We start from the raw sequence: 24,321 nt of genomic DNA, 5'->3' as shown, positions 1-24,321 counted from the left end.
CAGCGAACAGTAAGTTCACGCGTGTAATCGCAAGGCCAAAACTGAGTGTAGAGAAATGATGGCGGAGAGGGTGGGATTTGAACCCACGGTGCCCTTGCAGGCACGCCGCATTTCGAGTGCGGTACATTCAACCACTCTGCCACCTCTCCGCGGTCTGGTTGACGCCGTTAAGCGCGGGCTGTCTCTTAGCGATAGAATCACGGGCTGGCAAGACGAAATTGCGACGCTTTTTCATCCTTCTGCCTTGACAGATTTTTGACACTCGTCTATCCCGCCTCCGCAATAGGCGTGGAAAAGTCCGTGCCTTGCCCGCCTCGCGCTCGCGTGAGGTTTCACCGGCAGACAGAATTTGGGGTTCAGCCCCGAAATCCCTGCTTAACACAGACTGATAAGAAGACAGCCACCTGCGGTTTGCAGGGAGAGCTGGATCGAACATGAAAGGATTAAAAAATGTTCGCAGTCATCAAGACCGGCGGTAAGCAGTACCGTGTGGCAGCAAACGACGTGCTGACCATCGAGAAGCTTGAAGCATCCGCTGGCGACTCCATTGAATTCACCGAAGTACTCGTCATCGGCGAAGGCGCCGATGCAGCGATCGGCGCACCCTTCGTCAAGGGCGCATCCGTCAAGGCCGAAGTGGTCGAGCAGAACCGTGGCAAGAAGGTCATCGCCTTCAAGAAACGCCGCCGTCAGAACTCGAAGCGCTCGCGCGGTCATCGCCAGCATCACACGGTTGTCCGCATCACGGACATCCTGGCAGCCAAGTAATCGGTTTCGGGCAACTAAGGTTTAAAGGAGAAATCCAATGGCACACAAAAAAGCTGGCGGTTCGTCGCGCAACGGTCGTGACTCTCAGTCCAAGCGCCTTGGCGTGAAGAAGTTCGGCGGCGAAGCCGTCATCGCAGGCAACATCATCGTGCGTCAGCGCGGTACGCAGTGGCATCCGGGCGCCAATGTCGGCCTCGGCAAGGACCACACCATTTTTGCGCTTACGAACGGCAATGTAGACTACCGAACGAAGGCCAATGGTCGCGTGTACGTATCTGTAATGCCGAAAGCGGAAGCAGCGGAATAAGCCGGTAGCGCTCTAAAACAGCCGGCGTCTCATCGACCCGGCTGAGCGTATCAGGTTCAGTCCAGAAAACAGGGGAGATGGGGCGCCATCTCCCCTTTTTCTTTGTCCATAAGGAGGACTGAACATGCAAGGCGAACTGATCAGGGTCGACCAATCAAGGTCACCCCGGGAAGACCAGAGGTCTCCCAAGGAGCGGCTGAGGCCGGAGCGGTTAAGGACCGATTGCCCTGTCTTGTTATCGGAAAGGCTCGTCATGCGCGCGCCTCACGCGGAAGACATTGACGCCCTTTCCCATCTCGCCAACAACGCCAAAGTCGCCACAATGGTATCGCGCATGCCGCACCCGTATACCGCCAATGATGCCGCCGACTTTGTACGTCGAACGGCGAATGGCGAGATCGGCAAGTGCGTCTATGCGATTACCAAAGCCGAAAACGGCGCGTTTATGGGCTGCTGCGGCGTGGAACCGCATGCCGATGGACGCACTGTCGAGATCGGTTACTGGCTCGGCGAACCCTTCTGGGGGCAGGGCTACACCACGGAGGCCTGCCACGCGCTGGTCGATATGGTGTTCCGCACCCGCGAAAGCGTCGACCAGATCGACGCCCGTTGCCGGGTGACCAACGTCGCGTCGCGCCGCGTCATCCAGAAGTGCGGATTCCAGTTTCAGGGATCCGGTCTTGCCGCATCGCTGGCACTCGGCTCCAACGTCCCGGTCGAATGGTACAGGCTCGACCGCAAGACCTGGATGTCGCTGAGAAGCTGGGGGGCACTGTCATGAGCGCAGCTCTTCTCGACCGCCAAAAGGTCCAGCCGATGACACCGGGCGCTGTTCCCGTCATCGGCACCGCCAGGCTTTCGCTTCGCCCGCACCGGCTGAGCGATGCCGATGCCATCGCCGGATCGCTCAGCGATTTCGCGGTAACCAGGATGCTGGCCCGCGTGCCGGCACCCTACCACCGGCAGGACGCCCTGGATTGGCTGGTTCCAGTCACCTCGGGGCGGCTGCAGGATTGGCATCTGGCGATCACCAGCGGAGACGATACCCATATCGGCATGGTCTCCGTCGAGCTTCGCCACGGGCGCTGGCACCTCGGCTACTGGCTGAACCGCTACTACTGGCGGCGCGGCTATATGAGCGAAGCGGTCGCCGCCGTGCTGGAGCGGTTTTCGCGCCGGATGCCGGAGATGCCCGTTCATTCCGGCGTCTTTGCCGATAACCCCGCCTCGCTGCGGCTGCAGGAAAAGCTCGGCTTCCGCATGAGCGGGTGCTCGGAGATCTACAGTTTCGCTCGCAACACCATGGTGTCGCATGTCGAAACCGTCCTCCATCCCGGTGCGCTGCAAAGCGTCAAGGCCGCCTGACTGAGACTGAAACGCCGCGGCAGAGATGCCGCGGCGTTTTTCTAGACCTCGATCTCGACCCAGACCGGGAAGTGATCCGAACCGACCGAATCCGTATCGACATGGGCGGCCTTGAGGCTGCCTGTCAACCCGCCGCTGACGAAGCAGTAATCGAGATGCATCCGCTTTCCGTGATCCTTGGGATCCATCCAGCTGTAGCTTTTGGGGTGATAGCCATCGAGCGCCGCCAGCGCATCTACAGGCGTGCCGATGCGCGGAACACGCCCGTAATATCCGTCCTTTGCGCCCGCAAGCGCGCAATATTCAGGCGATTCCGGCACCATGTTGAAATCACCCATGACGACGTAATCCTCCGGCAGCGGCAGCTCCTCGAAATCGAGCTCGCCTGCACCGCTGACGGCACCGCCTTCAAGGCAGAAACCATTGATCCGGTCGTTGAGATGGCGGATCTGGGCAATGCGCTCATCAATCGAAACATGGTCGAGATGCACCGAATAGACGCGCAGCGGCCGGTTGGGAATGTCGATCAGCGCCTCCGTCGCCCCCCGCTGCAGATTGAGCTTCGACACCGTGCGGCTGCGCGGCAGGAGATGCGTGCGCGAGGACAGGATTGGAAAGCGCGACAGGATCATGTTGCCGAACTGGAAGCGCGTGCCGCGGGGCGGAAAGCCGCTTTCATCAGCCGCGACATGCAGATCAAAGGGCGCGCCATAGACCCAGAAATAGTCGGGAAACAGCGCCGCGAGATCGGCGACCATGTCGGCGAAATCGTTCGATTCCGAGCCTCTGGTCACTTCCTGCAGCGCGATGACGTCGGCCCCTTCGAGACTATCCGCAATGCGGCCAAGGTCGTAAATCCCATCAAGACCGAAGCCGTACTGTATGTTATAGCTCGCAAACTTCACGATATTCTTTGACCTCCGCATGAACCGCCTATATCGAAAGCGGCGAATAAGGCGCGTTAATAGCCACCGGTACTGGAAGTAAAATGAAATTTCTCGACGAAGCAAAGGTCTATATCAAGTCCGGAGACGGCGGTGGCGGCAGCGTGTCGTTCCGTCGCGAGAAGTTCATCGAGTTCGGCGGTCCCGATGGCGGCGACGGCGGACGCGGCGGCGATGTCTGGGCCGAAGCGGTCAACGGATTGAACACGCTGATCGACTTCCGCTTCCAGCAGCATTTCAAGGCGCAGATCGGTACCCATGGCATGGGCCGCAACCGCACCGGCGCCAACGGCAGCGACGTCACGCTCAAGGTACCCGTCGGAACGCAGATCTTCGAGGAAGACCGCGAGACACTGATCTGCGACCTCACCGAAGAGGGGCAGCGCTTCCGCATCGCTGCGGGCGGCAATGGCGGCTTCGGCAACGCGCATTTCAAGTCTTCGACCAACCAGGCGCCCGACTGGGCCAATCCTGGCCTTGAAGGCGAGGAAAAAACCATCTGGATGCGGCTGAAGCTGATTGCTGACGCCGGTCTGGTCGGCATGCCGAATGCCGGCAAGTCCACCTTCCTGGCGTCTGTCACCCGCGCACGCCCGAAGATCGCCAACTATCCTTTCACCACGCTGCACCCGAATCTCGGCGTCGCGACGGTCGATGGACAGGAATTCATCCTCGCCGACATCCCGGGCCTGATCGAAGGCGCCCATGAGGGCGTCGGCATCGGCGACCGTTTCCTCGGCCATGTCGAGCGCACCCGCGTTCTCTTGCATCTTGTCTCCGCGCAGGAAGAGAAGGTCGGCAAGGCTTACAAGACCGTGCGCCATGAGCTCGAAGCCTATGGCCAGGAGCTCGGCGAGAAGGTCGAGATCGTCGCGCTGTCGCAGATCGACGTGCTTGATGACGAGACGCTGAAGAAGAAGACCAAGGAACTCGCCAAGGCCTGTGGCCGCACGCCGTTCCAGATTTCGGCGGCGACCGGCAAGGGCATGACCGAGGTGCTGCGCGCCCTGCGCGAAATCATTACCGAGGCCAATGCCGGATCGGCTGAAAAGATCGCAAAGGCACCGAAGCTTCGTCACCGCGATATGGCCTCCGACGAGGAAAGCGAAACGGATGACAACGCGTAAGTCTCTGGATCGCCATCGCCGCATTGTCATCAAGATCGGCTCGGCACTGCTCGTCGATCGCAAGACGGGTTTGAAGAAGGCTTGGCTGGACGCGATGTGCGCCGATATCGCGGCGCTGAAGAAAAAGGGCGCCGATGTTCTCGTCGTCTCGTCTGGCGCTATCGCCCTTGGCCGGTCGGTTCTCGATCTTCCCTCCGGCGCCCTGAAGCTCGAAGAGAGCCAGGCAGCCGCAGCAGTCGGCCAGATTGCGCTGGCCCGCGCCTGGTCCGAGAGCCTCTCGCATGATGAGATCGTCGCCGGGCAGATCCTGCTGACGCTTGGCGATACCGAAGAGCGCCGCCGCTATCTGAATGCGCGTGCCACCATCAATCAGCTGCTGAAGATCGGCGCCGTTCCGATCATTAACGAAAACGACACAGTCGCCACCAGCGAAATCCGCTATGGCGACAACGACCGGCTCGCCGCGCGCGTCGCGACCATGACCGGGGCCGACCTGCTGATCCTGCTCTCTGATATCGATGGCCTCTATACGGCGCCGCCGCATCTCGATCGGGAGGCGAAATTCCTGGAAACGATAGCCGAGATCACCCCGGAGATCGAAGCCATGGCGGGTGGGGCGGCTTCCGAGCTGTCGCGTGGCGGCATGCGAACCAAGATCGACGCCGGCAAGATCGCGACGACCTCGGGCTGCGCCATGATCATCGCATCGGGCAAGACCGATAGCCCGCTATCCGCCATCGAAAACGGCGCGCGCTCCTCCTGGTTCGCGCCTTCAGGAACGCCCGTCACCGCCCGCAAAACTTGGATCGCCGGCCAGCTGCAGCCAGCCGGCGAACTGCATGTCGATGAAGGCGCCATGACCGCGCTTGGCGCCGGCAAGAGCCTGCTGCCTGCCGGTGTCCGCAAGATCAACGGCATTTTCAGCCGCGGCGATACCGTGGCGATCATCGGCCCCTCCGGACGCGAGATTGCCCGCGGCCTCGTCAGCTACGATGCCGACGAAGCCCGCCAGATCGCCGGGCGCAAATCGGCTGAGATCGAGAAGATCCTCGGTTATCCCGGCCGCGCCGCCATGATCCACCGTGACGACATGGTGATGACGGCGCAGATAAGTTCGAAATCCGAAAGGCAGAAGAAGGACGCAAGCTATGCTTGATACGGTTGCGCAGAGCCCTAACATTGACGTGCTGATGAACGACATCGGCCGCAAGGCAAAGGGTGCAGCGCGACCGTTGGGCTTTGCCTCCACCGAAAGCAAGAACAAGGCGTTGAACGCCATGGCCGATGCGATCCTCAAGAACAAGGCGCATATCCTTGCGGAGAACGCCAAGGACCTGAAGGATGTCGAAGGCGGGGCTCTGCTGGCTTCCTTCGTCGATCGCCTGACGCTCAATGACAAGCGCGTCACCGAGATGGCTGAAGGCATCCGCACCATTGCCGCACTCAAGGATCCCGTCGGCGAAATCATCGCCGCCTGGGACCGGCCGAACGGCCTGAAGATCGAGCGCACCCGCACGCCTCTCGGCGTTATCGGTGTGATCTTCGAAAGCCGCCCGAACGTGACCGCCGATGCCGGCGCGCTGTGCCTCAAGGCTGGTAACGCCGTCATCCTGCGTTGCGGTTCGGATTCGCGCCGCTCCTCGCAGGCAATCCACGTCTGCCTGGTCGAGGGATTGAAGGAAGCCGGGCTGCCCGAACACGCCATCCAGCTGGTCCCGGTCACCGACCGGGCGGCCGTCGGCGCCATGCTGCGCGGCCTGGAAGGCGCGATCGACGTCATCGTTCCGCGCGGGGGCAAAAGTCTTGTCGCTCGCGTCCAGAACGAGGCCCGCGTGCCGGTTTTCGCCCATCTCGAAGGGCTCTGCCACGTCTATGTCGATAAATCCGCCGATCTCGCCATGGCGAAAGACATTATCGTCAACGCCAAGATGCGCCGAACCGGCGTGTGCGGCGCTGCGGAAACCCTGCTGATCGATAAAGCGGTGGCAGGTACCCACCTGAAGCCGTTGCTGGAAGCGCTGGCTGCCGCCGGATGCGAGATTCGCGGCTCCGCGGCAGTGGTTGATGCTATCCCCGGCACCAAACCGGCAACGGAAGAGGACTGGTCAACGGAATATCTCGACGCGGTGATCTCGGTTGCCATCGTCGACGGCATATCGGGCGCGATCGACCACATCCAGACATACTCCTCGAGCCACACCGAGGCAGTGCTTGCCGAAGACTCTGATGTCGTCGAGCGCTTCTTCACCGAGATCGATTCCGCCATCCTCCTGCACAATGCCTCGACCCAGTTTGCCGATGGCGGCGAGTTCGGCATGGGCGCGGAGATCGGCATCGCCACCGGCAAGATGCATGCCCGCGGCCCTGTCGGCGTCGAACAGCTGACCTCCTTCAAATACCGCGTTCGCGGCACCGGACAGACGCGGCCCTGACGTGATTCCAGAAGGACTAGACCGGCACTATCTTCGCATGCCGCACACCGAGCGCGGCATGGTTGTCGGTCTTTTCGGAGGGTCCTTCAATCCGCCGCACCAGGGCCATGCGCTGGTGGCCGAGATCGCCATCCGCCGTCTCGGGCTTGATCAGCTATGGTGGATGGTTACGCCCGGCAATCCATTGAAGAGCCGCAATCACCTGGCACCGCTGGCCGAACGCATCGCCCTCAGCGAAGCGATCGCGCCGGATCCGCATATCAAGGTCACGGCTTTCGAACAGGCGCTGGGGATCAGCTATACGGCCAACACGCTGGCGAAGGTGAAAGCCCGCAATCCGCATGTTCACTTCGTCTGGATCATGGGTGCCGACAGCCTGCAGACATTCCACAAGTGGCAGAAATGGCAGGATATCGCAAAGACCTTCCCGATCGCCGTCATCGACCGCCCGGGATCGACGCTGTCCTTCCTGTCGTCGAAGATGGCGAAGACCTTCGACTACGCGCGTGTCGATGAAGACGATGCAAGAGCGCTCTGGAAAAAACCGGCGCCTGCCTGGACCTTCATTCATGGGCCACGTTCGGCGCTGAGTTCGACCGCGATCCGCAAGGCCGCCGAATAATCCGAGTTGTGAGAAGAGCAGAAATGAAAAGCCCGACGGGGGAGGATCCGTCGGGCTTCATAAACTTGATCGACAACTGGGAGGAGGAGTGTTGCCGATCCATATCGAACGGCCTTGGGAGGAGGAGTGGCCGTTTCGATGCTTAAGTTCTATCATAATCGATTGAAAAATGAACATCGTATATCGCAATGCAGCAATGCGCGGTATGCAAGGCTAGGCTAAGCATTCCGGATGATCCTGCTCGTTTTTCGGGCAATCCAAACGGGCTATCGGTAGACCCGCTCGGAAAAGGCGCTCATTCCAGACCTGATCATCAGTTCGTAGACCATTCGCCTGCTGATTGGATTATGGAGCCTTGCAACTTTGGATCCGAGAAACTCCGTCTCCGTGTGGTCGAAGGCGGTCAGATCCGCCGCATTGGCGATGGTGTCATAGTAGAACTGATGGTGATCCCGGCGGCAGACGTAGGTCTTGTATTTGGTCATGCAGAAAGCAGAGAACTCCGCACCGTTTTCCCGCAGGAAATCGGCAACGCCGACAGTAACCTCCGGCCAGGCCGGATTGAACGTGTCGTCGAAGGCGATGATGCCGTGTGGCGCGAGGCTATCCTTCGCCAACCGGCTATCGGCGACGATATGCGGCAACATGTGGCCGCCATCGATGCTGAAGAAACGGACTTCTCCGATCTTGTCCTTTATCTCGCTTGCCGAGAGCCGGGTACTGTCGCCGGTGACGACCAACGCCTCGTCAACGGCAAGCCCAAGCCGCCGTCCGTTATCCAGGAAACGCCCGTATTGCGGCGAAGCGCCGTCGCCGGTCTGGCCGATGTCGAACAGATCGATCGCCAGCAGTTTCTGATCCGGCCCGCAGATCTTCCGGAACAGATAATAGGAGCGTCCGTAGAAGACGCCGATCTCGGCTATGCCACCGTCAAGGTTGTCGCTGTTTTGTCTTTGCAATAGAGAGAGGAACACAAGTGCGTCGGGCGGATCGATATATCCTTCGATCGTCTGTAAATCGTGGAAGATGAATTTCCGTGTCGCCGAGTTCATCAAACCTGCAGATCCTCTTCGCCTGTGATTTCATAGCGTTTTTCGCATCTATAGGCACGAAGTAAACAGCATATCAGGCAGGATTATCAAGCTTAACGTAGCGAATTTCGGATTTTACTTGGAATTGCAGCACGATAGGCAAGAATATCTGCAATTTATACGCGATAAATGTCAAGTTTATCGATTCATTTGTGGCAATACTTAGGCAGAAAATGTGGCCACGCATCAATATGTTTGTGAAAATATATCCCTAGCCAAGGCGAGGCAGATCGATATATTCGCTTCGATATTTCGAACCGGGGAGTGAATTTTATGCAGAACCGCCGTCATTGGATGAAACTGGCTATTGCCGCTATTTCCGCCGGCTTTATCGGCCTCGGCACCCTGCCGCAGCCGGCTGCGGCCGCCGAAAAGGTGACCGTCTTCGCCGCTGCGAGCCTGAAGGACGCCCTCGATGCCGCAAACGCCGCCTGGGCCAAGGAAAGCGGCAAGGAAGCCGTGGTCTCCTATGCTGCCAGCGGCGCGCTTGCCAAGCAGATTGAAAACGCCGCACCGGCAGACGTCTTCATTTCCGCCGATCTGAACTGGATGGATTATGTCGCCGGCAAGAAGCTGATCAAGGACGACACCCGCTCCAACCTTCTCGGCAACCGTCTGGTGCTGGTCGCCGCCAAGGACAAGGCGAAGCCTGTCGATATCAAGCAGGGCTTCGACCTTGCGGGCCTGATCGGCGACGGCAAGCTGGCAATGGGCGAGCCGAAATCCGTTCCGGCCGGCAAATACGGCCAGGCCGCCCTCGACAAGCTGGGCATCTGGAAGTCGGTTGAGCCGAAGGCCGCCTTCGCCGAGAGTGTTCGCGCCGCACTGGCACTCGTTTCGCGCGGTGAAGCGCCTTACGGCATCGTCTACCAGACCGACGCAGCGGCCGATAAGGGCGTTGCGATCGTCGGCACCTTCCCGGCCGATTCCCACCCACCGATCATCTATCCGGTGGCGCTGCTCGCCGAAAGCAAGAATGCCGATGCCGCCGCTTATCTCGACTTCCTGAAATCCGACAAGGCCGCACCGTTCTTCACCGCGCAGGGTTTCACGATCCTGAAGTGATCGAACTGAAATGATTGCAGAATTTCTTTCTGCAGCTTAGCGTGAAGGCTCGCATTTCTGCGAGCCTTCTATTTTTGGAGAAGACGGATCTTGGATGCCCTTGGCCTGAGCGCGGAAGAATGGACGGCGATCATGCTCAGCCTTCGCGTCTCCATCGTGGCGATGATCGCCAGCCTGCCTTTCGGTATCGGCGCAGCGCTGCTGCTCGCCCGCGGCCGCTTCTACGGTAAGTCGATTCTGAACGGCATCATCCATCTTCCGCTCATCCTGCCGCCTGTCGTCACAGGCTTCATTCTTCTCGTCCTGTTCGGCCGCCGCGGGCCGGTCGGCAGCCTGCTCGACCAATATCTCGGCATCGTCCTCTCCTTCCGCTGGACGGGCGCTGCACTGGCCTGCGCCGTGATGGGCTTCCCGCTGATGGTGCGCAGCATTCGCCTCTCCATCGAAGCGGTCGACCGCAAGCTCGAAGAGGCGGCAGGCACTCTCGGCGCAAGTCCGCTCTGGGTATTCCTGACTGTCACCCTGCCGCTGACATTGCCTGGCATCATCGCGGGAATGATCCTGTCTTTTGCAAAGGCCATGGGCGAGTTCGGCGCCACGATCACCTTCGTCTCGAACATCCCCGGCGAGACCCAAACGCTGTCCGCCGCGATCTACACGTTCACGCAGGTGCCGGGCGGCGATGCCGGCGCCTTCAGGCTGACGCTGGTGGCCGTCGCGATCTCCATGGCGGCGCTACTGGCATCCGAATACATGGCCTATCTCGCCGGCCGGAAAGTGGATCCGGCATGACGCTGACCGTTGACGCCCGCCACCACCTCGGCGCCTTCAGGCTCGAAGGCGCCTTCAGCTCCGAGAACGGCGTGACTGCGCTCTTCGGGCGTTCCGGATCCGGCAAGACCTCGATGATCCGTATCATCGCCGGTCTGACACGCCCGGAAGAGGGCAGGGTGCTTCTCGATGGCGAACCGTTGACCGATACCGCCAAGGGCATCTTCGTTCCGCGCCACCGCCGCCGCTTCGGCTATGTCTTTCAGGAGGCGCGGCTTTTTCCGCATCTGAGCGTCCGCAGCAACCTCACCTATGGCCGCTGGTTCGCGCCGAAAGCCGGACGCACTGATAATTTCGATCGCATCGTCGACATGTTGGGGATCGAGCCTCTGCTGACCCGCGCACCGGCAAAACTCTCCGGCGGCGAAAGGCAGCGTGTGGCAATCGGTCGGGCGCTGCTGTCTTCCCCGCGCCTGCTTCTGATGGACGAGCCGTTGGCAGCGCTCGATGAAGCACGCAAAGCCGAAATCTTGCCTTACCTCGAGCGTTTGCGCGATGGGACGCAGATCCCGATCGTCTATGTCAGCCACTCGATCGCCGAAGTCGCCCGCCTGGCGAACCAGGTCGTCGTCATGCGCGACGGCAGGGTGGAAGCGATCGGCAGCGCCGCCGACATTCTGAGCCGGCCATCGGGAAGCGAGGGACGTCGGGAAGCCGGCGCGCTTCTGGAGGGGACGGTCGCAAGTGTCGACCCGAAACACCAGCTGGCGACGGTGACACTGAAGACAGGCGCGCTGCAGGTACCGGGTGCCGCGGCGGAGCCGGGCAAACGGGTCCGCATCCTGATCCCGGCCCGCGACGTCATGCTGGCGACGGTGAAGCCCGAGGGCTTGAGCGCCCTCAACATCATTGGCGGAACCATCCGTGAAATGGCGCCTGCCGACGATGGCACGGTCGAGGTTCAGGTCGATTGCGGCGGCGATGTCATCCTGTCGCGCATCACGGCGCTATCGGTAGAAAAGCTCGCGCTGGCGCCCGGAAAGTCTGTTTTTGCCGTGATCAAGACGGTTGCGCTGCAGCCCTGATCATTCCGTTGCGCCGTCGGTGGGGCTGCGGTTTCCCTCAAGCCAGGCAAGGTCGCTCGCCAGCGTTGCGCGAACCGTCTCTTCCATTCGGCGGAAACGGGCGAGCAGCTCTTCTCCGAACGGCGTCAGTGCAGCACCGCCACCCTTCTGCCCGCCGCGCTGCGATTCGACCACCGGCTGCTTGAACATCCGGTTCATGTCGCTGACCAGCAGCCAGGCGCGCCGGTAGGACATATCCATCGCCCGGCCGGCGGCCGAAATAGAGCCGGTCTCACGGATATGCTCCAGAAGCTCCATCTTGCCGCGCCCGAGCCGGTCCTCGTGCGGAAAGCTGATGCGCAGCACTGGAATGAGATTGGGTCTCGCGGGATCAGGCATGAAGTCAGTATTTTCCGAATGAACCGCTGCACTTTACGCGTGGCCTTGGCCGCTGTACACAGCCGCCGGAAATACCGGCCTGTCATAATTTTTGATCGCGCAGACAAGTCTTCGCGCCATGAAACCACGGCCGTGTCTTGAAAGATTAATTGTTTGATGCCTATCTTAACTATGATTTGGAACGCCCAAATCAGTTGATGTGCATGTCTGTTATTCCAGGAAAGGGAAAGCACTGACAACAGTACACGCCAAGGGAAGAACGCTCGCCGTTATCCCGAAGAGCCCGGAACGTGGCGCCGATGCCGCTGCCCGCGCCCTGCAAGCCGTCCTCGTGAGCCTCGAGGACTCGAAAGCTGAAGATATCGTCACCATCGACATTGCTGGGAAATCTGCGCTGGGCGACCATATGGTCGTTGTCTCAGGGCGATCGACCCGTCATGTCATGGCGATCGCAGACCATCTCCTCTCCGACCTCAAGGACGACGGCTTCGGTGCCGCGCGTGTCGAAGGCCAGGATGCAGGCGATTGGATCCTGATCGACACCGGCGATATCATCGTGCACGTTTTCCGCCCCGAAATCCGTGAGTTCTACAACATCGAAAAGATGTGGGCTGCTCCGGACCTCGACGAGGAAACGCTGCACTAACAGGCGCCACGCCTTCACCGGCGCCTGAGACGCGGCATGCAAGCAAGGCCGGAAACATTGGACACCGGCCAGCAGGCCGGTTTTGCGTTCTTCGGAATGCTGAACAGGAGCGGGTGAGATGCGTATTGGTCTTTTTGCCGTGGGGCGGCTCAAATCCGGCCCGGAGAAGGATCTTGCGGCCCGTTATTTCGACCGTTTTTCCAAGGCGGGCCCGGCGGTCGGCCTCGAATTCTCCCGTGTTGCCGAAGTGGCCGAAAGCCGCGCCTCAAATGCCGAAACGCGCAAGCGCGAGGAGGCGGCGATGCTTTTGAAGACCCTTCCCGAAGGCGGCATCCTCATTCTGCTCGACGAGCGCGGCAAGGCGCTCGACAGCGAGGCTTTCGCCAACACCCTCGGCACCTATCGCGACAATGGCAAACGCGATCTGACGATCGCCATCGGCGGCGCCGACGGGCTGGATCCGGCGCTCTACGACAGGGCCGACATGACGCTCTGTCTCGGCAAGATGACATGGCCTCACCAGATCGTCCGCACCCTGATTGCCGAGCAGCTCTACCGCGCCGTTACCATTCTTTCCGGGCATCCCTATCACCGCGTCTGAGGGTCACGCAGCCGTGTTATCAGGCATGCCGATCTTTCTGGTCAAAGCCGCCAAATCAGCTTAGTCTCCGCGCGATTTTGAGAGTTGCCCCGAACACGCATGACAAGAAGCGCCCGCAAGCGAACGAGCCTGATTTTGCCTCTGCTTGCGGCCGGCATTGTTGCGGCAAATCCGCCTTCCGGCTCGGTGATCGAAGCGCAGGCGCAGGACGCCCCTGTCCAGAATGTGCAGGACGTCGCTCCCGCTGCCGCAGCACCGTCTCCGCAGGCCATCACGCCACCGCCTGACCCCGCCGCCGAGCTGGCGAGGAAGCGCGATGAGACGCGCGCAGAGCTCGATGCGCTATCGAAGACGATCAATCTTTCGTCAGATAAAGTGAACGAGCTTGAGAAGAGCATCGCCGATCTCGACAAGAGCAGTTCGAGCATCCGTCAGGCACTGATCGATTCCGCCGCCCGCCGCAAGATGCTGGAAAAGCAGATCCTCAACAGCGAGAAGAAGCTCGCCGATCTGGGCGTCAAGGAAGACGGCATCCGCCGCTCGCTGCACGACCGCCGCGGACTGCTTGCGGAAGTACTGGCAGCCCTCCAGCGCATGGGCCGCAATCCGCCACCGGCGCTGCTGGTCACTCCCGACGACGCCCTCGCTTCGGTTCGCAGCGCCATCCTGCTCGGTGCTGTCGTGCCGGGAATGCGCAAGGAAACCGATAGGTTGACGGCCGATCTCAACAATCTCGCAGCCCTGCAGACCGCAAGCGCCAAGGAGCGCGCCGGTCTGACGGCGACGATGACCAACAGCATCGAAGAGGAGCGCCGTATGGATCTCCTGCTCGCAGAAAACGACAAGCACAGCCGCAGCAGCGCTGCCGAACTCGACGCCGAAAAGAGGCGCTCGGAGGAGTTGGCAGGAAAGGCGACGACGCTGGAAGGCCTCGTCGCCTCGATGGAATCGGAAATCTCTTCCGTGCGCGAAGCTGCCCAAGCGGCCCGGCGCGAAGAGGAAAATCGCAAGCTCCTGACCGACGAGCAGCGGGCCCAGGCGAAGGCCCTGGCGGACAGCGGAGTGCCCGATAAAAACCGCATTGCGCCCGCATATCCGTTCGGAGAATTGAAGGCGAAATTGGAGCTGCCCGTAGCGGGCGATATTCTGCGTCAGTTTGGCGATGCCGACGGTACCGGCCACGAGGCGATGGGCATGACGCTGGCGACCAATCCGGATTCCGTGGTCACGGCACCTGCTGACGGACTGGTGGTTTTTGCTGGCGCTTTCCGCAGTTACGGCCAGATGATCATTCTCGATACAGGCGACGGATACCACCTCGTTCTATCCGGCATGGACACGATCAGCACCCGCCAGGGCAAGTTCGTTTTTGCCGGTGAGCCGCTTGCGGCAATGGGCGCGAAAAGAGTGGCAAGCGCGACAGCATTGGCGCTGGAAACAAACCGGCCAACGCTTTACATTGAATTTCGAAAGGACGGTAAACCGGTCGATTCCCGGCCGTGGTGGACCGCCAAAGACACTGGAAAGGCACGCAATGATTCGTAGGGCTTCTCTTGTTCTGGTCGGCGCATTGATGGGTGCGACCGCGATGAGCGTCATTTATTCGGCCGGCGTGCCTGCCGAGGCGGCCGGTGCTTCCACCTACAAGGAGCTCTCGGTCTTCGGCGATGTCTTCGAACGTGTCCGCGCCCAATACGTGACGCCGCCGGCTGAAGACAAGCTGATCGAGAATGCGATCAACGGCATGCTCTCCTCGCTCGACCCGCATTCCAGCTACATGAATGCCAAGGACGCCGAGGATATGAGCACCCAGACGAAGGGTGAGTTCGGCGGTCTCGGCATCGAAGTCACGATGGAAGACGAGCTCGTCAAGGTCATCACCCCGATCGACGATACGCCTGCGGCCAAGGCCGGCGTTCTCGCCGGTGACTATATTTCCGAGATCGATGGCCAGTCCGTTCGAGGCCTCAAGCTTGAGGACGCCGTCGAAAAGATGCGCGGCGCCATCAACACCCCTATCAAGCTGACATTGATCCGCAAGGGCGCCGACAAGCCGATCGAACTGACGATCGTTCGCGATGTCGTTGCCGTCCAGGCCGTAAAGTCCCGCGTCGAGGATGATGTTGGTTATCTGCGCATCATCTCCTTCACCGAGAAGACCTATCCGGATCTCGAGAAGGCGATCACCAAGATCAAGGAAACCGTTCCTGCCGACAAGCTCAAGGGTTATGTCCTCGACCTGCGTCTTAACCCGGGCGGTCTGCTCGATCAGGCGATCAAGGTATCGGACGCCCTGCTGCAGCGCGGCGAGGTGGTGTCCACCCGCGGCCGCAATCCGGATGAAACCCGCCGCTTCAATGCCGGCCCGGGCGATCTGACGGATGGCAAGCCAGTTGTCGTGCTGATCAACGGCGGTTCGGCCTCGGCTTCGGAAATCGTAGCCGGCGCCCTGCAGGATCTGCGCCGCGCAACCATCCTCGGCACCCGCTCATTCGGCAAGGGCTCCGTCCAGACGATCATCCCGCTGGGCGAAAACGGCGCGCTGCGTCTGACGACGGCACTCTACTATACGCCGTCGGGCCGCTCGATCCAGGGCACCGGCATCACGCCTGATATCAAGGTCGAAGAGCCGCTGCCTGATGATCTGAAGGGCAAGATGGTGACCGAGGGCGAATCCAGCCTGCGCGGCCACATCAAGGGCCAGAGCGAGACGGATGAAGGCTCGGGCTCGGTCGCCTATGTGCCGCCGGATCCGAAGGACGACGTCCAGCTGAACTACGCACTTGATCTGCTCCGCGGCAAGAAGACCGATCCGGCCTTCCCACCGAACCCGGACAAGGCGGTTTCCGCAAAGTAATTGAGAAAATGCATCAGGCCGGAGTAACATCCGGCCTGATGATTCTGACTGTTTCCCGGTTTTGGGGCGGGCGAGGAAATTGGGAACGGATTTGCATGCACCACTCGGCCAGAACCGTAAACCTGGCCCGAAGCGGCCAGGTATCCTGCGGATAGGCCGGATAGCCGCCAGCCTTTGCCTGATCGGCATAGGCGGCTTTTCTCTTTATACAGCAATGCGCGATGACGGCCTGCAACAACCGAAACCGGCGCCCGAAACGCAAGCGGCTTCACCCGCCACAGATGCGGTCCCGACACCAGCGACACCGGATCAATCGACCGCCAACGGCATGACGCGTTCCGATCCGCATTCCGGCGCCAATGTCGAGAAAATGGTGACGGGTGACGGCTCTATCGTCACCAAATACAGCCCACGCCCGCGTGACGGCGACGGCCCGGCTCTGATCGACGCGACCGAGGTCGGTCAGGATCCGCGCATGGCCGCCATGCCGAATGACAGCCTTCTGGAAGACTCGCCCTTCGGCCGTCTGCCCATCGTCGGCCCCGATGGCCGCAGGCCGATGGATCAGTATGCCCGGCCCTGGTCCGGCGCCCGCGGTACTCGTATTGCCATTGTCGTCAGCGGCCTTGGTCTCAGCCAGACCGGCACGCAGCGCGCCATCAAGGAATTGCCCGAGGAAATCACCTTCGCCTTCGCAGCCAGCGGCAACAGTCTGCAGCGCTGGATGCAGGACGCACGGCGAGGCGGGCACGAAATCCTCATGCAGGTGCCGCTCGAACCATTTGATTACCCGGCGAATGATCCCGGTCCGGAAACGCTGCTGACTTCGAAATCGCCAGCCAAGAATGTCGAGAACCTGCATCGCGCCATGGGCGAGATCACCAATTACACCGGCATCATGAATTATCAGGGCGGCCGCTTCCTCTCCAATCCGGATGCGATGGAGCCCGTGATGCGTGATATCGGCAAGCGCGGCCTGCTGTTCCTCGACGACGGTTCCTCAGCGCAATCGAAGACCGAAGCCGTCGCCAGGGGAACCGAGCTCCCCTATGCATTTGCCGATCTGCAGCTTGACGGCCAGCTCGATGTCAACGCCATCATGCAGAAACTTGACGAGCTCGAACGCATCGCCAAGCGCAATGGCCACGCGATCGGCGTTGCCTCTGCCTTCGACGAAAGCATTGACGCCATCTCCAAGTGGAGCGAAGAAGCCGCCATGCGCGGCATCGAGATCGTCGGTGTCGCCGCGCTGGCAAACGACCCGAAAAAGCCCTGAGGAAACCGGATGACCAAGGCGCCGATCACCGCAGACGACCTGCCCTACCGCCCCTGCGTGGGCGTGATGATCCTCAATCGCGAGGGCCTGGTTTGGGCCGGGCGGCGCATTCCAATCGGCAATTCAGAATATGACGGCTCGGCGCAGCTCTGGCAGATGCCGCAGGGTGGCATCGACAAGGGCGAGGACCCGCTGGAGGCTGCCTATCGCGAGCTTTATGAAGAGACCGGTATGAAAACCGTCTCCCTTCTCGGCGAGGCGAAGGATTGGATTAATTACGACCTGCCGCCGCACCTGATCGGCATCGGCCTGAAGGGCAAGTTTCGCGGCCAGACCCAGCGCTGGTTTGCCTTCCGCTTCGAAGGCGACGACAGCGAAATCGCCATCAACCCGCCGCCGGGCGGCCATGAGCCGGAATTCGATGCCTGGGAATGGAAGCCGATGGCCGACCTGCCGGATCTGATCGTAACCTTCAAGCGTAAGGTCTATGAACAGGTCGTTGCCGAATTCTCGCGTCTCGCAGGATTGAAGGCCGCGGAATAGGCAGCTCATGCCGCGCAATGCCTTTCAGGTGAATTCGCTTGTTCTGGCAGGGTGCAATCCACCGCGCTCATTGCGAGGATCGCAACGGCGCCGAAGAATGCTTGAAACGACCTGCCGCGGCGCCTTATCGACACGGTCTGAAAAGGCAAGTTTCGCGGCCAGACGCAGCGCTGGCTTGCCTTCCGCGTCGAGGGTGACGACAAAGAAATCCCCATCGAGCCGCCGGCGGGTGCCATGAGGCGGAATTCGATGCCGGGGAATGAAAGCCGATGACCGGCCTGCCGGATCTGATCGGGCCTTCAAGCGCAAGGCTGCGAACGGGTCGTAGCCGAATTCTCGCATCTGGCAGGATTGGTCGCGTAATAGGGAGCACAGGCCGCGCAATGCTTCTCAGGAGGATTCGCCTGTGCCGGCAGCGGTGCGACACACCGCGCTCATCGCCAAGATCGCAGCGGCGTGGAAGCGTGAAGGCGCCGATAATCTGATGGAAAGCCGTTGCAGCTCCCACAAGGCCTATGAGTATCCCCGCCGGGAAATAGCAAACCCCGGCAGAAACCGGCGGGGCTCGTCATTATCCGGACAGCCGCTTTCGCGGCCATTCCTGAGCTCAGTGACCTTCCGCGTCGTTGGCGGAATCGGCGTTCAGCTGGCCATACTTGGCTTCGCCGATCTTTCCGAGCAGTTCGAGCTGGGTTTCGAGGAAATCGATATGACCTTCCTCGTCCATCAGCAGCTCTTCGAACAGCTTCATGGAAACGTAATCGCCGGCGTCATGACAGATGTCGCGGGATTTCTTGTAGGCCGTGCGAGCGTCGTATTCGCCGGCAAGATCGGCTTCCAGCACTTCCTTGACATTCTGGCCGATGCGAAGCGGCGCCAGTGTCTGGAGGTTGGGATGGCCTTCGAGAAAGATGATACGTGCGACGAGACGGTCGGCATGATGCATCTCTTCGATGGATTCGGCCCGTTCCTTCTTGGCAAGCTTGGTGTAGCCCCAATCTTCGAGAAGGCGGTAGTGAACCCAATATTGGTTGACTGCACCGAGTTCGAGGAACAGTGCCTCGTTAAGCCGCTCGATGACTTTTTTGTCGCCTTTCAATGTCCGCTCTCCTGTTTTCTTCATGGAAATTCTTCAGGCGGGACATGAAATCAAATATTTCGTCTTCCGTCGAGTGGCGACGGGCGTGATAGTCCTCGGTGGTCTGGATGATGATATCGACGACATTGGGGAAGCAACCGCAGCAGCGGCCGCGTTTCTCCATGGCGTGATAGACTTTCGCAGGCACGATCAGCTGCCAACAGTCCTCATCGAGAAGGCTGTTGATAACCTCCCGGATTTCTTTGTCGGCTATGTAATTGCAGCTGCAGACGAGCACGTCATCATTCCAAACATGACATTCACTATCGTGTTTTCTGCTAAAGAAGATGGTGGCTGTCAAGAAAAAATCGACACCCATAAACCTTCGTCGAAGACCCAAAATGTCGCATCGGCGTGAGCGAAAGGCGGCGCTCCGGCATATCGATTTGTTCTTGCAGGATTTTCCGGCTTCAATGGAAATTGCGGCCCCGCGGCATCACTTTTGCAGTTTCTCCGGTGGCTGGCTCCCGCGTCCGGTCGAGCATCCGTTTTTCCAAGGCCGCCCGTTCGAGATTTGTCATGATCTTCTTCTGCCGCTGATCGACAGTGGGCCGTAACGCTTCATCCGAGCGGTCGCTGGCGCCGAAACGCCGCGCTTCCTGCTGCAGAATACCGAGAGCCGGCGTCATGTCCTCGATATGCTCGACCACGGTATGGATGACACCGCTCTGGCATTGCAGCTTCCCGCGGATTTTTACCAGCCGCGCACCCATGACGATGGCACGATACTTCTCGAAAACCGCTGGCCAGACGATGGCATTGGCCACCCCCGTCTCATCCTCCAGCGTCATGAAGACGACGCCCTTGGCCGAGCCCGGACGCTGACGGACAAGGACGAGGCCGGCAATCGTCACCCGCCTGCCATTCTCGACCTGCAGCAGGTCGACATTGCGCCAGATGCTAGCCTTGCTGAATTCCTCGCGCAGGAACGAGACGGGATGCGCCTTCAGCGACAGGGACAGATAGCGGTAATCCTCGATGACCTGCTCTCCAGGCAGCATTTCAGGCAGGTTTGTCTCCGGCTCGATCTGAAGATCATCTTCAGCAGCGCGCTCGAACAGCGGCAACCTCTCCGCCGCGCTCTGCGCATCCAGAGCCCGAACAGCCCAGAGCGCCTCACGCCGCGAAAGCCCGATGGATCCGAAGGCATCAGCATCGGCAAGCCGCTCGATATCGGTTTTCTTCAAGCCCGATCGCCGCCAGAGATCGTGGATCGAACGATAGCCCCCGTCGCGCTGCGCCACCAGCCTCCGCATCGCATCTTCAGAAAGGCCTTTTATCTGCCGGAATCCGAGGCGGACGGCCCGCTTGGATCGAATGACGCTGCGCATCTCGGCATGACGAAAATCGATTCGCCGCCGGTCAAAAACCGCCTCCTCCAAGAGACAATCCCAATCCGAGCGATTGATATCGGCTTCGCGGATCTCGACACCATGCTCCCGCGCATCGCGCACCAGCTGTGCCGGTGCATAGAACCCCATCGGCTGAGAGTTCAGCATCGCCGCGCAGAAAACGTCAGGATAGTAAGCCTTCATCCACGAGGAGGCGTAAACGAGCAGGGCAAAGGACGCCGCATGGCTTTCGGGGAAGCCGTACTCCCCAAAACCCTTGATCTGGTTGAAGCACTGCTCTGCAAATTCCTTGGGATAAGTCTTGGCAACCATTCCCTCGATGAACCGGCTTTCGAAGTTCCCGATCGTTCCTGTGCGCTTGAACGTCGCCATGGCTCGCCGCAGCTTGTCGGCTTCAGCCGGTTTGAAGCCCGCCGCGGTGATGGCGATCTGCATCGCCTGTTCCTGAAACAGCGGAACGCCGAGCGTCCTCTCCAGCACCGGTTTCAGCTCTTCGCTTGGATACTCGATCTTGACACCGCTTTTGAACTGCTCGCGCCGCTTGAGATAGGGATGCACCATATTGCCCTGGATCGGCCCCGGCCGGACGATCGCCACTTCGATGACCAGATCATAGAACCGATCCGGCTTCAGTCGTGGCAGCATGCTCATCTGCGCCCGGCTCTCGATCTGGAAGACACCAAGCGTATCGGCCCGGCACATCATCTCATAGACGGGCCTGCCCTCATCGCCATGTTCCCTGTTGCCGAGATCGGCAAGGGTCTTCCTGACCTCATAGTGATCCTCAAGAAGCGTGAAAGCCTTGCGCAGGCATGTCAGCATGCCGAGCGCCAGGACATCCACTTTCAGTATCCGGACATTGTCGAGATCATCCTTGTCCCACTCTATCATGTAGCGGCCGGGCATCGCCGTTTTCATGATCGGCACGATTTCGTCGAGCCGGTCACGCGTGATGACGAAGCCGCCGACATGCTGGGTCAGGTGCCGCGGAAAGGACAGAAGCTCGGAGGCATATTGCAGCACATTCCGGGTCATCGGATCGAACATGTCGAGACCAGCAGCCTTCGCCTCGCGCTCGGAGAGGCTATCGTCCGACCATCCCCAGACCAGGCTACCAATTGCCGACTGCACGTCTTCGGAAAGCCCGAAAGCCTTCGCCACCTCGCGCCCTGCCGAGCGCGTCCGGTAGGTGGTCACTCCTGCCGTCAACCCGGCATGATTTCGTCCATAGGCCTCGTAGATGAACTGGATGACCTCTTCGCGCCTGTCATGCTCGAAGTCGACATCGATATCAGGTGGTTCGTCACGATCCATGGAAATGAACCGGTCGAAGAGCAGGGTACTTTTTTTAGGATCGACTTCCGTGATCTCCAGACAATAGCAGATGACCGAATTGGCCGCCGAGCCTCGTCCCTGGCAGAGGATACTCTTCTCGTAGCGTGCGTAATGAACGATCCTGTGAACCGTCAGAAAGTAGGCCGCATAGTCTTTCTGTCTGACCAGATCGAGCTCGTAGTCGATCTGTTCCTGGATTTTTTCCGGCACCGCTTCTGGATGATACCGCTTGATCGCGCCCGCCCGCGTCAGCCGGTCCAGCGTCTCATATGCCGTTTCCCCAGGCGCATTTTCTGCCGGATAGTTATGGCTGATCTCGTCTAGGGAAAATTCCAACCCGGCAAAGAACCTGCCGGTATTCTCGATCGCCTCGGGATAGTTTCTGAAGAGCCGCGACATCTCCCTGTTGTCTTTGAGATAACGCTCGGCGTTCTGAGCCAGAAGAAAGCCAGCCTTGGGGATCGCCACATGCTCGCGAATGGCCGTCACGACATCGGACAGGGGTCTGCGGGTTCTGTCGTGATAGAGAGGCTGGTTGGTTGCGATCAACGGGACGCGATTTTCCGCCGCCACATTCGCGAAGGTCGCAAATGTCAGCGCATCATGGCCGTTATAGGCAGGGGTCAGGGCCAGAAACAGATTTGCACCAAACCGTTCCTTGAGGCGCCCGAGGCAATCCGAAAACTGATCCCTGCGGGCAGAGGCATTGAGAATGGTGGGGGAAGGAACGGCAGCCAGCATCATGCAGTCGCCCCATTCCATCATATCCGCCTCCTCCAGCAGACACGTCCCTTTGACCGCGCCGTCCTTCAGGTTTCCGGCGCTCAGAAGCCGGCAGAGATGCGCCCAGCCCTGCCGGTTCTTGGGATAGGCCAGGATGTCAGGCGTCTGATCACAAAAGACCAGACGAGCGCCTGGCTGGAACGGAACGGGCTGCAAAATGTCTTCCGCCTTCTCATCCTTTTCCAGCTTGCCCGCCAGCTTCCGCTCATACTTGCCGCGGAAAACCTTCGTCTGGGCATAGGCGCGCACGACACCCGCGACTGAATTCCGGTCAGCAATCCCGATGCCGGAAAGGCCGAGAATGGCTGCCTGAGTGACGATCTCCTCCGGCCTGGAGGCCCCTTCCAGGAAGGAGAAGTTCGTTCTCGCGCCGATTTCGAAAAAGGCCGGTGTCATGCGAAAACTCCATGCATGAACCATTGCGGCATATCCGGTCCGTAGTGACCTTCGCGATAGATCCAGAAGCGATAGCCTTTCTCATCCTCGACGCTGAAATAGTCCCGCTCCTTGGCATCCACGCCATCGATCCACCATTCCATGGCGATCCGCTCCGGACCTTCGCTTTTCAGGATGCGGTGCCGGATACGCCGCCAGCGAAAATACGCCGGAGCTCCATCTGGAACTTCGGCAGCAAAGGCCTCCATCGGTTCGGGCATGGCAAGCAGCCGAACGGGTCTATCGCCCCTTGCCATCGGAGCGGCCAGCTCTCGGGGCGATTTGTGCAAGGTCTCGATCGCCGGAACGGCAAAGACCGCACGTTCCGGAACGTGACTTTCACGCTGTTCGAAACGGATCAGGCATTCCTCGCCAAGACGGGCAGAAACCTTGTCCACGAACCCGGCAAGCGAGACCGCCGTCTGCCGTTCTCCCTCAAAATCATCCTGTTCGTTTTGGAAGTTTTCATGCCTGAGGACATTGATCCGCAGGATCTCGAAACCATAGCCGGCATCGAGATCATCGTGAATTGCTGTCAGCCGCTCGCAGAACAGGCTGGCAATGCGCTGCGGATCACGCAATGGCCGGGAGGTACCGGCAGAAATTCGAAAGACGCAGCCATCCACCCGGAACAGCACCAATTCGAAGACCCTTCCGCCAATGCCTTGCGTCTCAAGCGAAGGCTGCAACGCATGCGCAACCTGACCTGCAAGAAGGAGAATGTCCTCTTCGGCCGTGATCGCCTCGGCAAGCCGCCGCTCTGCCGATAGGCTGGCAATAGGCAAGCGGGGAGAAACGGGCTCCTCATCCAGGCCCAGCGCCTGATCGAGCCGCAAAAGAACAAGTGCGCCGAAGCGGCGGGTGAGAGGCGCACGGGGCGCCTGCATGAGATCGCCGATATAGCGGAGGCCGAGTTTCTGCAGGGCTGCAACGACAGGCGCATCGAGGCGGAGTGCGGTGACCGGCAGAGGTTCGAGAACAGCACCCGCCTCATCCTCGGCAATCACCCCGCCTTCGCCAAAGCGGCTGACGGCCCAGGACAGTCCGGGCGACGAGGAAATCGCGCCCCCAACATCCAGGCCCATCTGATGGAGCCGCAAGAGGATATCTTTCAGCATCGCCCTTTCCCCACCGAAAAGATGAGAGCAGCCGGTAATATCGAGAAACAGCCCGTCCTTGCCGTCGAGGGCGACCAGCGGCGTGTAGCGGTCGCACCAGTCGGCGATCGCATCCAGCAAGCGCCGGTCGGCAGCAGCATCTTCCTCGATGACGTCGATGACCGGGTGAATGGCGCGGGCTTCGGCAACGCCAAGCCCTTTCCTGAGGCCGAGTTTCTCGGCCTTTTCGTCGAGCGCCGTCAGCCGCATCGTATTGTCGGACCGGCCCGAGCAGACGATCGG

The 24,321-nt window shown here is 60.3% G+C and carries 24 protein-coding genes and 1 tRNA gene; 17 read left to right on the top strand and 8 right to left on the bottom strand.

The features are described from left to right. Positions 1-59: 59 nt before the first annotated feature. Positions 60-149 (bottom strand) — tRNA-Ser (locus AC1DV9_RS10400). A gap of 301 nt (positions 150-450) precedes the next feature. Between AC1DV9_RS10400 and rplU the strand changes: the two genes are divergently transcribed. The 4 genes from rplU (at position 451) to AC1DV9_RS10380 (ending at position 2,440) form a co-directional block, all read left to right on the top strand. After that, the gene (gene rplU, locus AC1DV9_RS10395) at positions 451-768 is read left to right on the top strand and encodes a 50S ribosomal protein L21 (protein WP_112385937.1); all 318 of its coding nucleotides are present in this window, start codon (positions 451-453) and stop codon (positions 766-768) included. Positions 769-805: 37 nt separating this feature from the next. Continuing rightward, positions 806-1,075, top strand: coding sequence for a 50S ribosomal protein L27 (gene rpmA, locus AC1DV9_RS10390; RefSeq protein WP_112385938.1), 270 nt, complete (start codon positions 806-808; stop codon positions 1,073-1,075). A 124-nt stretch (positions 1,076-1,199) separates the two neighbouring features. Next, a complete protein-coding gene (locus AC1DV9_RS10385; protein WP_477947649.1) occupies positions 1,200-1,856 on the top strand; it encodes a GNAT family N-acetyltransferase in 657 nt (218 codons plus the stop codon). A gap of 35 nt (positions 1,857-1,891) precedes the next feature. Next, positions 1,892-2,440 (top strand): GNAT family N-acetyltransferase, encoded by a 549-nt coding sequence (locus AC1DV9_RS10380; RefSeq protein WP_477947979.1) that lies wholly within the window; start codon positions 1,892-1,894, stop codon positions 2,438-2,440. Between the two features lie 41 nt (positions 2,441-2,481). On the opposite strand, the gene AC1DV9_RS10375 is transcribed toward AC1DV9_RS10380, so the two are convergent. Further along, positions 2,482-3,345, bottom strand: coding sequence for an endonuclease/exonuclease/phosphatase family protein (locus AC1DV9_RS10375; protein ID WP_477947648.1), 864 nt, complete (start codon positions 3,343-3,345; stop codon positions 2,482-2,484). 83 nt (positions 3,346-3,428) lie between these two features. Between AC1DV9_RS10375 and obgE the strand changes: the two genes are divergently transcribed. From obgE to AC1DV9_RS10355, 4 genes are read left to right on the top strand one after another with little or no spacing between them, the layout of a single operon-like run. Beyond that, on the top strand, positions 3,429-4,511 hold the full coding sequence (gene obgE, locus AC1DV9_RS10370) for a GTPase ObgE (RefSeq protein WP_112385941.1): 1,083 nt from the start codon (positions 3,429-3,431) through the stop codon (positions 4,509-4,511). Beyond that, entirely contained in the window at positions 4,498-5,667 is a 1,170-nt protein-coding gene (gene proB / locus AC1DV9_RS10365) for a glutamate 5-kinase (RefSeq protein ID WP_477947647.1), read from the top strand. The genes obgE and proB overlap by 14 nt, the downstream gene beginning before the upstream one ends. Continuing rightward, on the top strand, positions 5,660-6,943 hold the full coding sequence (locus AC1DV9_RS10360) for a glutamate-5-semialdehyde dehydrogenase (RefSeq protein ID WP_477947645.1): 1,284 nt from the start codon (positions 5,660-5,662) through the stop codon (positions 6,941-6,943). Before proB ends, AC1DV9_RS10360 begins: the two co-directional genes overlap by 8 nt. A 37-nt stretch (positions 6,944-6,980) precedes the next feature. After that, a complete protein-coding gene (locus tag AC1DV9_RS10355) occupies positions 6,981-7,565 on the top strand; it encodes a nicotinate-nucleotide adenylyltransferase (protein ID WP_310296530.1) in 585 nt (194 codons plus the stop codon). Between the two features lie 266 nt (positions 7,566-7,831). On the opposite strand, the gene AC1DV9_RS10350 is transcribed toward AC1DV9_RS10355, so the two are convergent. After that, complete coding sequence (locus tag AC1DV9_RS10350) at positions 7,832-8,617, bottom strand: class I SAM-dependent methyltransferase (protein ID WP_112385945.1); 786 nt, start codon at positions 8,615-8,617, stop codon at positions 7,832-7,834. A gap of 312 nt (positions 8,618-8,929) precedes the next feature. On the opposite strand from AC1DV9_RS10350, the gene modA reads away from it, so the two are divergent. From modA to modC, 3 genes are all read left to right on the top strand, one after another. Continuing rightward, positions 8,930-9,721 (top strand): molybdate ABC transporter substrate-binding protein, encoded by a 792-nt coding sequence (gene modA / locus AC1DV9_RS10345; RefSeq protein WP_112517857.1) that lies wholly within the window; start codon positions 8,930-8,932, stop codon positions 9,719-9,721. A 90-nt stretch (positions 9,722-9,811) separates the two neighbouring features. Next, on the top strand, positions 9,812-10,513 hold the full coding sequence (gene modB / locus AC1DV9_RS10340; RefSeq protein ID WP_112540398.1) for a molybdate ABC transporter permease subunit: 702 nt from the start codon (positions 9,812-9,814) through the stop codon (positions 10,511-10,513). Beyond that, positions 10,510-11,577 carry a molybdenum ABC transporter ATP-binding protein gene (gene modC / locus AC1DV9_RS10335; RefSeq protein ID WP_477947644.1) on the top strand — a complete coding sequence of 356 codons (1,068 nt, stop codon included), beginning with the start codon at positions 10,510-10,512 and terminating at the stop codon, positions 11,575-11,577. Before modB ends, modC begins: the two co-directional genes overlap by 4 nt. Here the strand turns inward: modC and AC1DV9_RS10330 are convergent, their stop codons facing one another. Next, the gene (locus AC1DV9_RS10330; RefSeq protein ID WP_310296539.1) at positions 11,578-11,955 is read right to left on the bottom strand and encodes a winged helix-turn-helix domain-containing protein; all 378 of its coding nucleotides are present in this window, start codon (positions 11,953-11,955) and stop codon (positions 11,578-11,580) included. Between the two features lie 199 nt (positions 11,956-12,154). On the opposite strand from AC1DV9_RS10330, the gene rsfS reads away from it, so the two are divergent. The 6 genes from rsfS to AC1DV9_RS10300 all read left to right on the top strand — a co-directional run bounded on the left by rsfS (position 12,155) and on the right by AC1DV9_RS10300 (position 17,878). After that, entirely contained in the window at positions 12,155-12,601 is a 447-nt protein-coding gene (rsfS, locus tag AC1DV9_RS10325; RefSeq protein WP_112385950.1) for a ribosome silencing factor, read from the top strand. A gap of 118 nt (positions 12,602-12,719) precedes the next feature. Next, positions 12,720-13,202, top strand: coding sequence for a 23S rRNA (pseudouridine(1915)-N(3))-methyltransferase RlmH (rlmH, locus tag AC1DV9_RS10320; RefSeq protein WP_310296541.1), 483 nt, complete (start codon positions 12,720-12,722; stop codon positions 13,200-13,202). Between the two features lie 129 nt (positions 13,203-13,331). Further along, complete coding sequence (locus tag AC1DV9_RS10315) at positions 13,332-14,747, top strand: murein hydrolase activator EnvC family protein (RefSeq protein ID WP_477947977.1); 1,416 nt, start codon at positions 13,332-13,334, stop codon at positions 14,745-14,747. Next, positions 14,737-16,059 carry a S41 family peptidase gene (locus AC1DV9_RS10310; RefSeq protein ID WP_112385952.1) on the top strand — a complete coding sequence of 441 codons (1,323 nt, stop codon included), beginning with the start codon at positions 14,737-14,739 and terminating at the stop codon, positions 16,057-16,059. The genes AC1DV9_RS10315 and AC1DV9_RS10310 overlap by 11 nt, the downstream gene beginning before the upstream one ends. Before the next feature lie 79 nt (positions 16,060-16,138). Then, positions 16,139-17,335, top strand: coding sequence for a divergent polysaccharide deacetylase family protein (locus AC1DV9_RS10305; protein ID WP_477947642.1), 1,197 nt, complete (start codon positions 16,139-16,141; stop codon positions 17,333-17,335). 9 nt (positions 17,336-17,344) lie between these two features. Beyond that, on the top strand, positions 17,345-17,878 hold the full coding sequence (locus AC1DV9_RS10300) for an RNA pyrophosphohydrolase (protein WP_477947641.1): 534 nt from the start codon (positions 17,345-17,347) through the stop codon (positions 17,876-17,878). Between the two features lie 607 nt (positions 17,879-18,485). Here AC1DV9_RS10300 and bfr read toward each other — a convergent pair. From bfr to AC1DV9_RS10280, 4 genes are all read right to left on the bottom strand, one after another. After that, entirely contained in the window at positions 18,486-18,977 is a 492-nt protein-coding gene (gene bfr / locus AC1DV9_RS10295) for a bacterioferritin (RefSeq protein WP_148194370.1), read from the bottom strand. Further along, complete coding sequence (locus AC1DV9_RS10290; RefSeq protein ID WP_477947640.1) at positions 18,943-19,335, bottom strand: (2Fe-2S)-binding protein; 393 nt, start codon at positions 19,333-19,335, stop codon at positions 18,943-18,945. Before AC1DV9_RS10290 ends, bfr begins: the two co-directional genes overlap by 35 nt. Before the next feature lie 91 nt (positions 19,336-19,426). Beyond that, positions 19,427-22,882 carry an error-prone DNA polymerase gene (locus AC1DV9_RS10285; protein ID WP_477947639.1) on the bottom strand — a complete coding sequence of 1,152 codons (3,456 nt, stop codon included), beginning with the start codon at positions 22,880-22,882 and terminating at the stop codon, positions 19,427-19,429. After that, complete coding sequence (locus tag AC1DV9_RS10280; RefSeq protein ID WP_477947975.1) at positions 22,879-24,318, bottom strand: Y-family DNA polymerase; 1,440 nt, start codon at positions 24,316-24,318, stop codon at positions 22,879-22,881. The genes AC1DV9_RS10285 and AC1DV9_RS10280 overlap by 4 nt, the downstream gene beginning before the upstream one ends. Positions 24,319-24,321: the final 3 nt, after the last annotated feature.

The sequence above is a fragment of the Rhizobium sp. 01L410 genome, from assembly GCF_056400165.1.
The sequence above is the reverse complement of the archived record's forward strand: the minus strand, read 5'-3'. Positions and strand labels throughout refer to the sequence as shown.

Coding starts and splice junctions, on each gene's coding strand:
- rplU (WP_112385937.1), top strand. CDS start 451: ATGTTCGCAGTCATCAAGACCGGCGGTAAGCAGTACCGTGTGGCAGCA.
- rpmA (WP_112385938.1), top strand. CDS start 806: ATGGCACACAAAAAAGCTGGCGGTTCGTCGCGCAACGGTCGTGACTCT.
- AC1DV9_RS10385 (WP_477947649.1), top strand. CDS start 1,200: ATGCAAGGCGAACTGATCAGGGTCGACCAATCAAGGTCACCCCGGGAA.
- AC1DV9_RS10380 (WP_477947979.1), top strand. CDS start 1,892: ATGACACCGGGCGCTGTTCCCGTCATCGGCACCGCCAGGCTTTCGCTT.
- obgE (WP_112385941.1), top strand. CDS start 3,429: ATGAAATTTCTCGACGAAGCAAAGGTCTATATCAAGTCCGGAGACGGC.
- proB (WP_477947647.1), top strand. CDS start 4,498: ATGACAACGCGTAAGTCTCTGGATCGCCATCGCCGCATTGTCATCAAG.
- AC1DV9_RS10360 (WP_477947645.1), top strand. CDS start 5,660: ATGCTTGATACGGTTGCGCAGAGCCCTAACATTGACGTGCTGATGAAC.
- AC1DV9_RS10355 (WP_310296530.1), top strand. CDS start 6,981: ATGCCGCACACCGAGCGCGGCATGGTTGTCGGTCTTTTCGGAGGGTCC.
- AC1DV9_RS10350 (WP_112385945.1), bottom strand. CDS start 8,617: ATGAACTCGGCGACACGGAAATTCATCTTCCACGATTTACAGACGATC.
- modA (WP_112517857.1), top strand. CDS start 8,930: ATGCAGAACCGCCGTCATTGGATGAAACTGGCTATTGCCGCTATTTCC.
- modC (WP_477947644.1), top strand. CDS start 10,510: ATGACGCTGACCGTTGACGCCCGCCACCACCTCGGCGCCTTCAGGCTC.
- AC1DV9_RS10330 (WP_310296539.1), bottom strand. CDS start 11,955: ATGCCTGATCCCGCGAGACCCAATCTCATTCCAGTGCTGCGCATCAGC.
- rlmH (WP_310296541.1), top strand. CDS start 12,720: ATGCGTATTGGTCTTTTTGCCGTGGGGCGGCTCAAATCCGGCCCGGAG.
- AC1DV9_RS10310 (WP_112385952.1), top strand. CDS start 14,737: ATGATTCGTAGGGCTTCTCTTGTTCTGGTCGGCGCATTGATGGGTGCG.
- AC1DV9_RS10300 (WP_477947641.1), top strand. CDS start 17,345: ATGACCAAGGCGCCGATCACCGCAGACGACCTGCCCTACCGCCCCTGC.
- AC1DV9_RS10290 (WP_477947640.1), bottom strand. CDS start 19,335: ATGGGTGTCGATTTTTTCTTGACAGCCACCATCTTCTTTAGCAGAAAA.
- AC1DV9_RS10285 (WP_477947639.1), bottom strand. CDS start 22,882: ATGACACCGGCCTTTTTCGAAATCGGCGCGAGAACGAACTTCTCCTTC.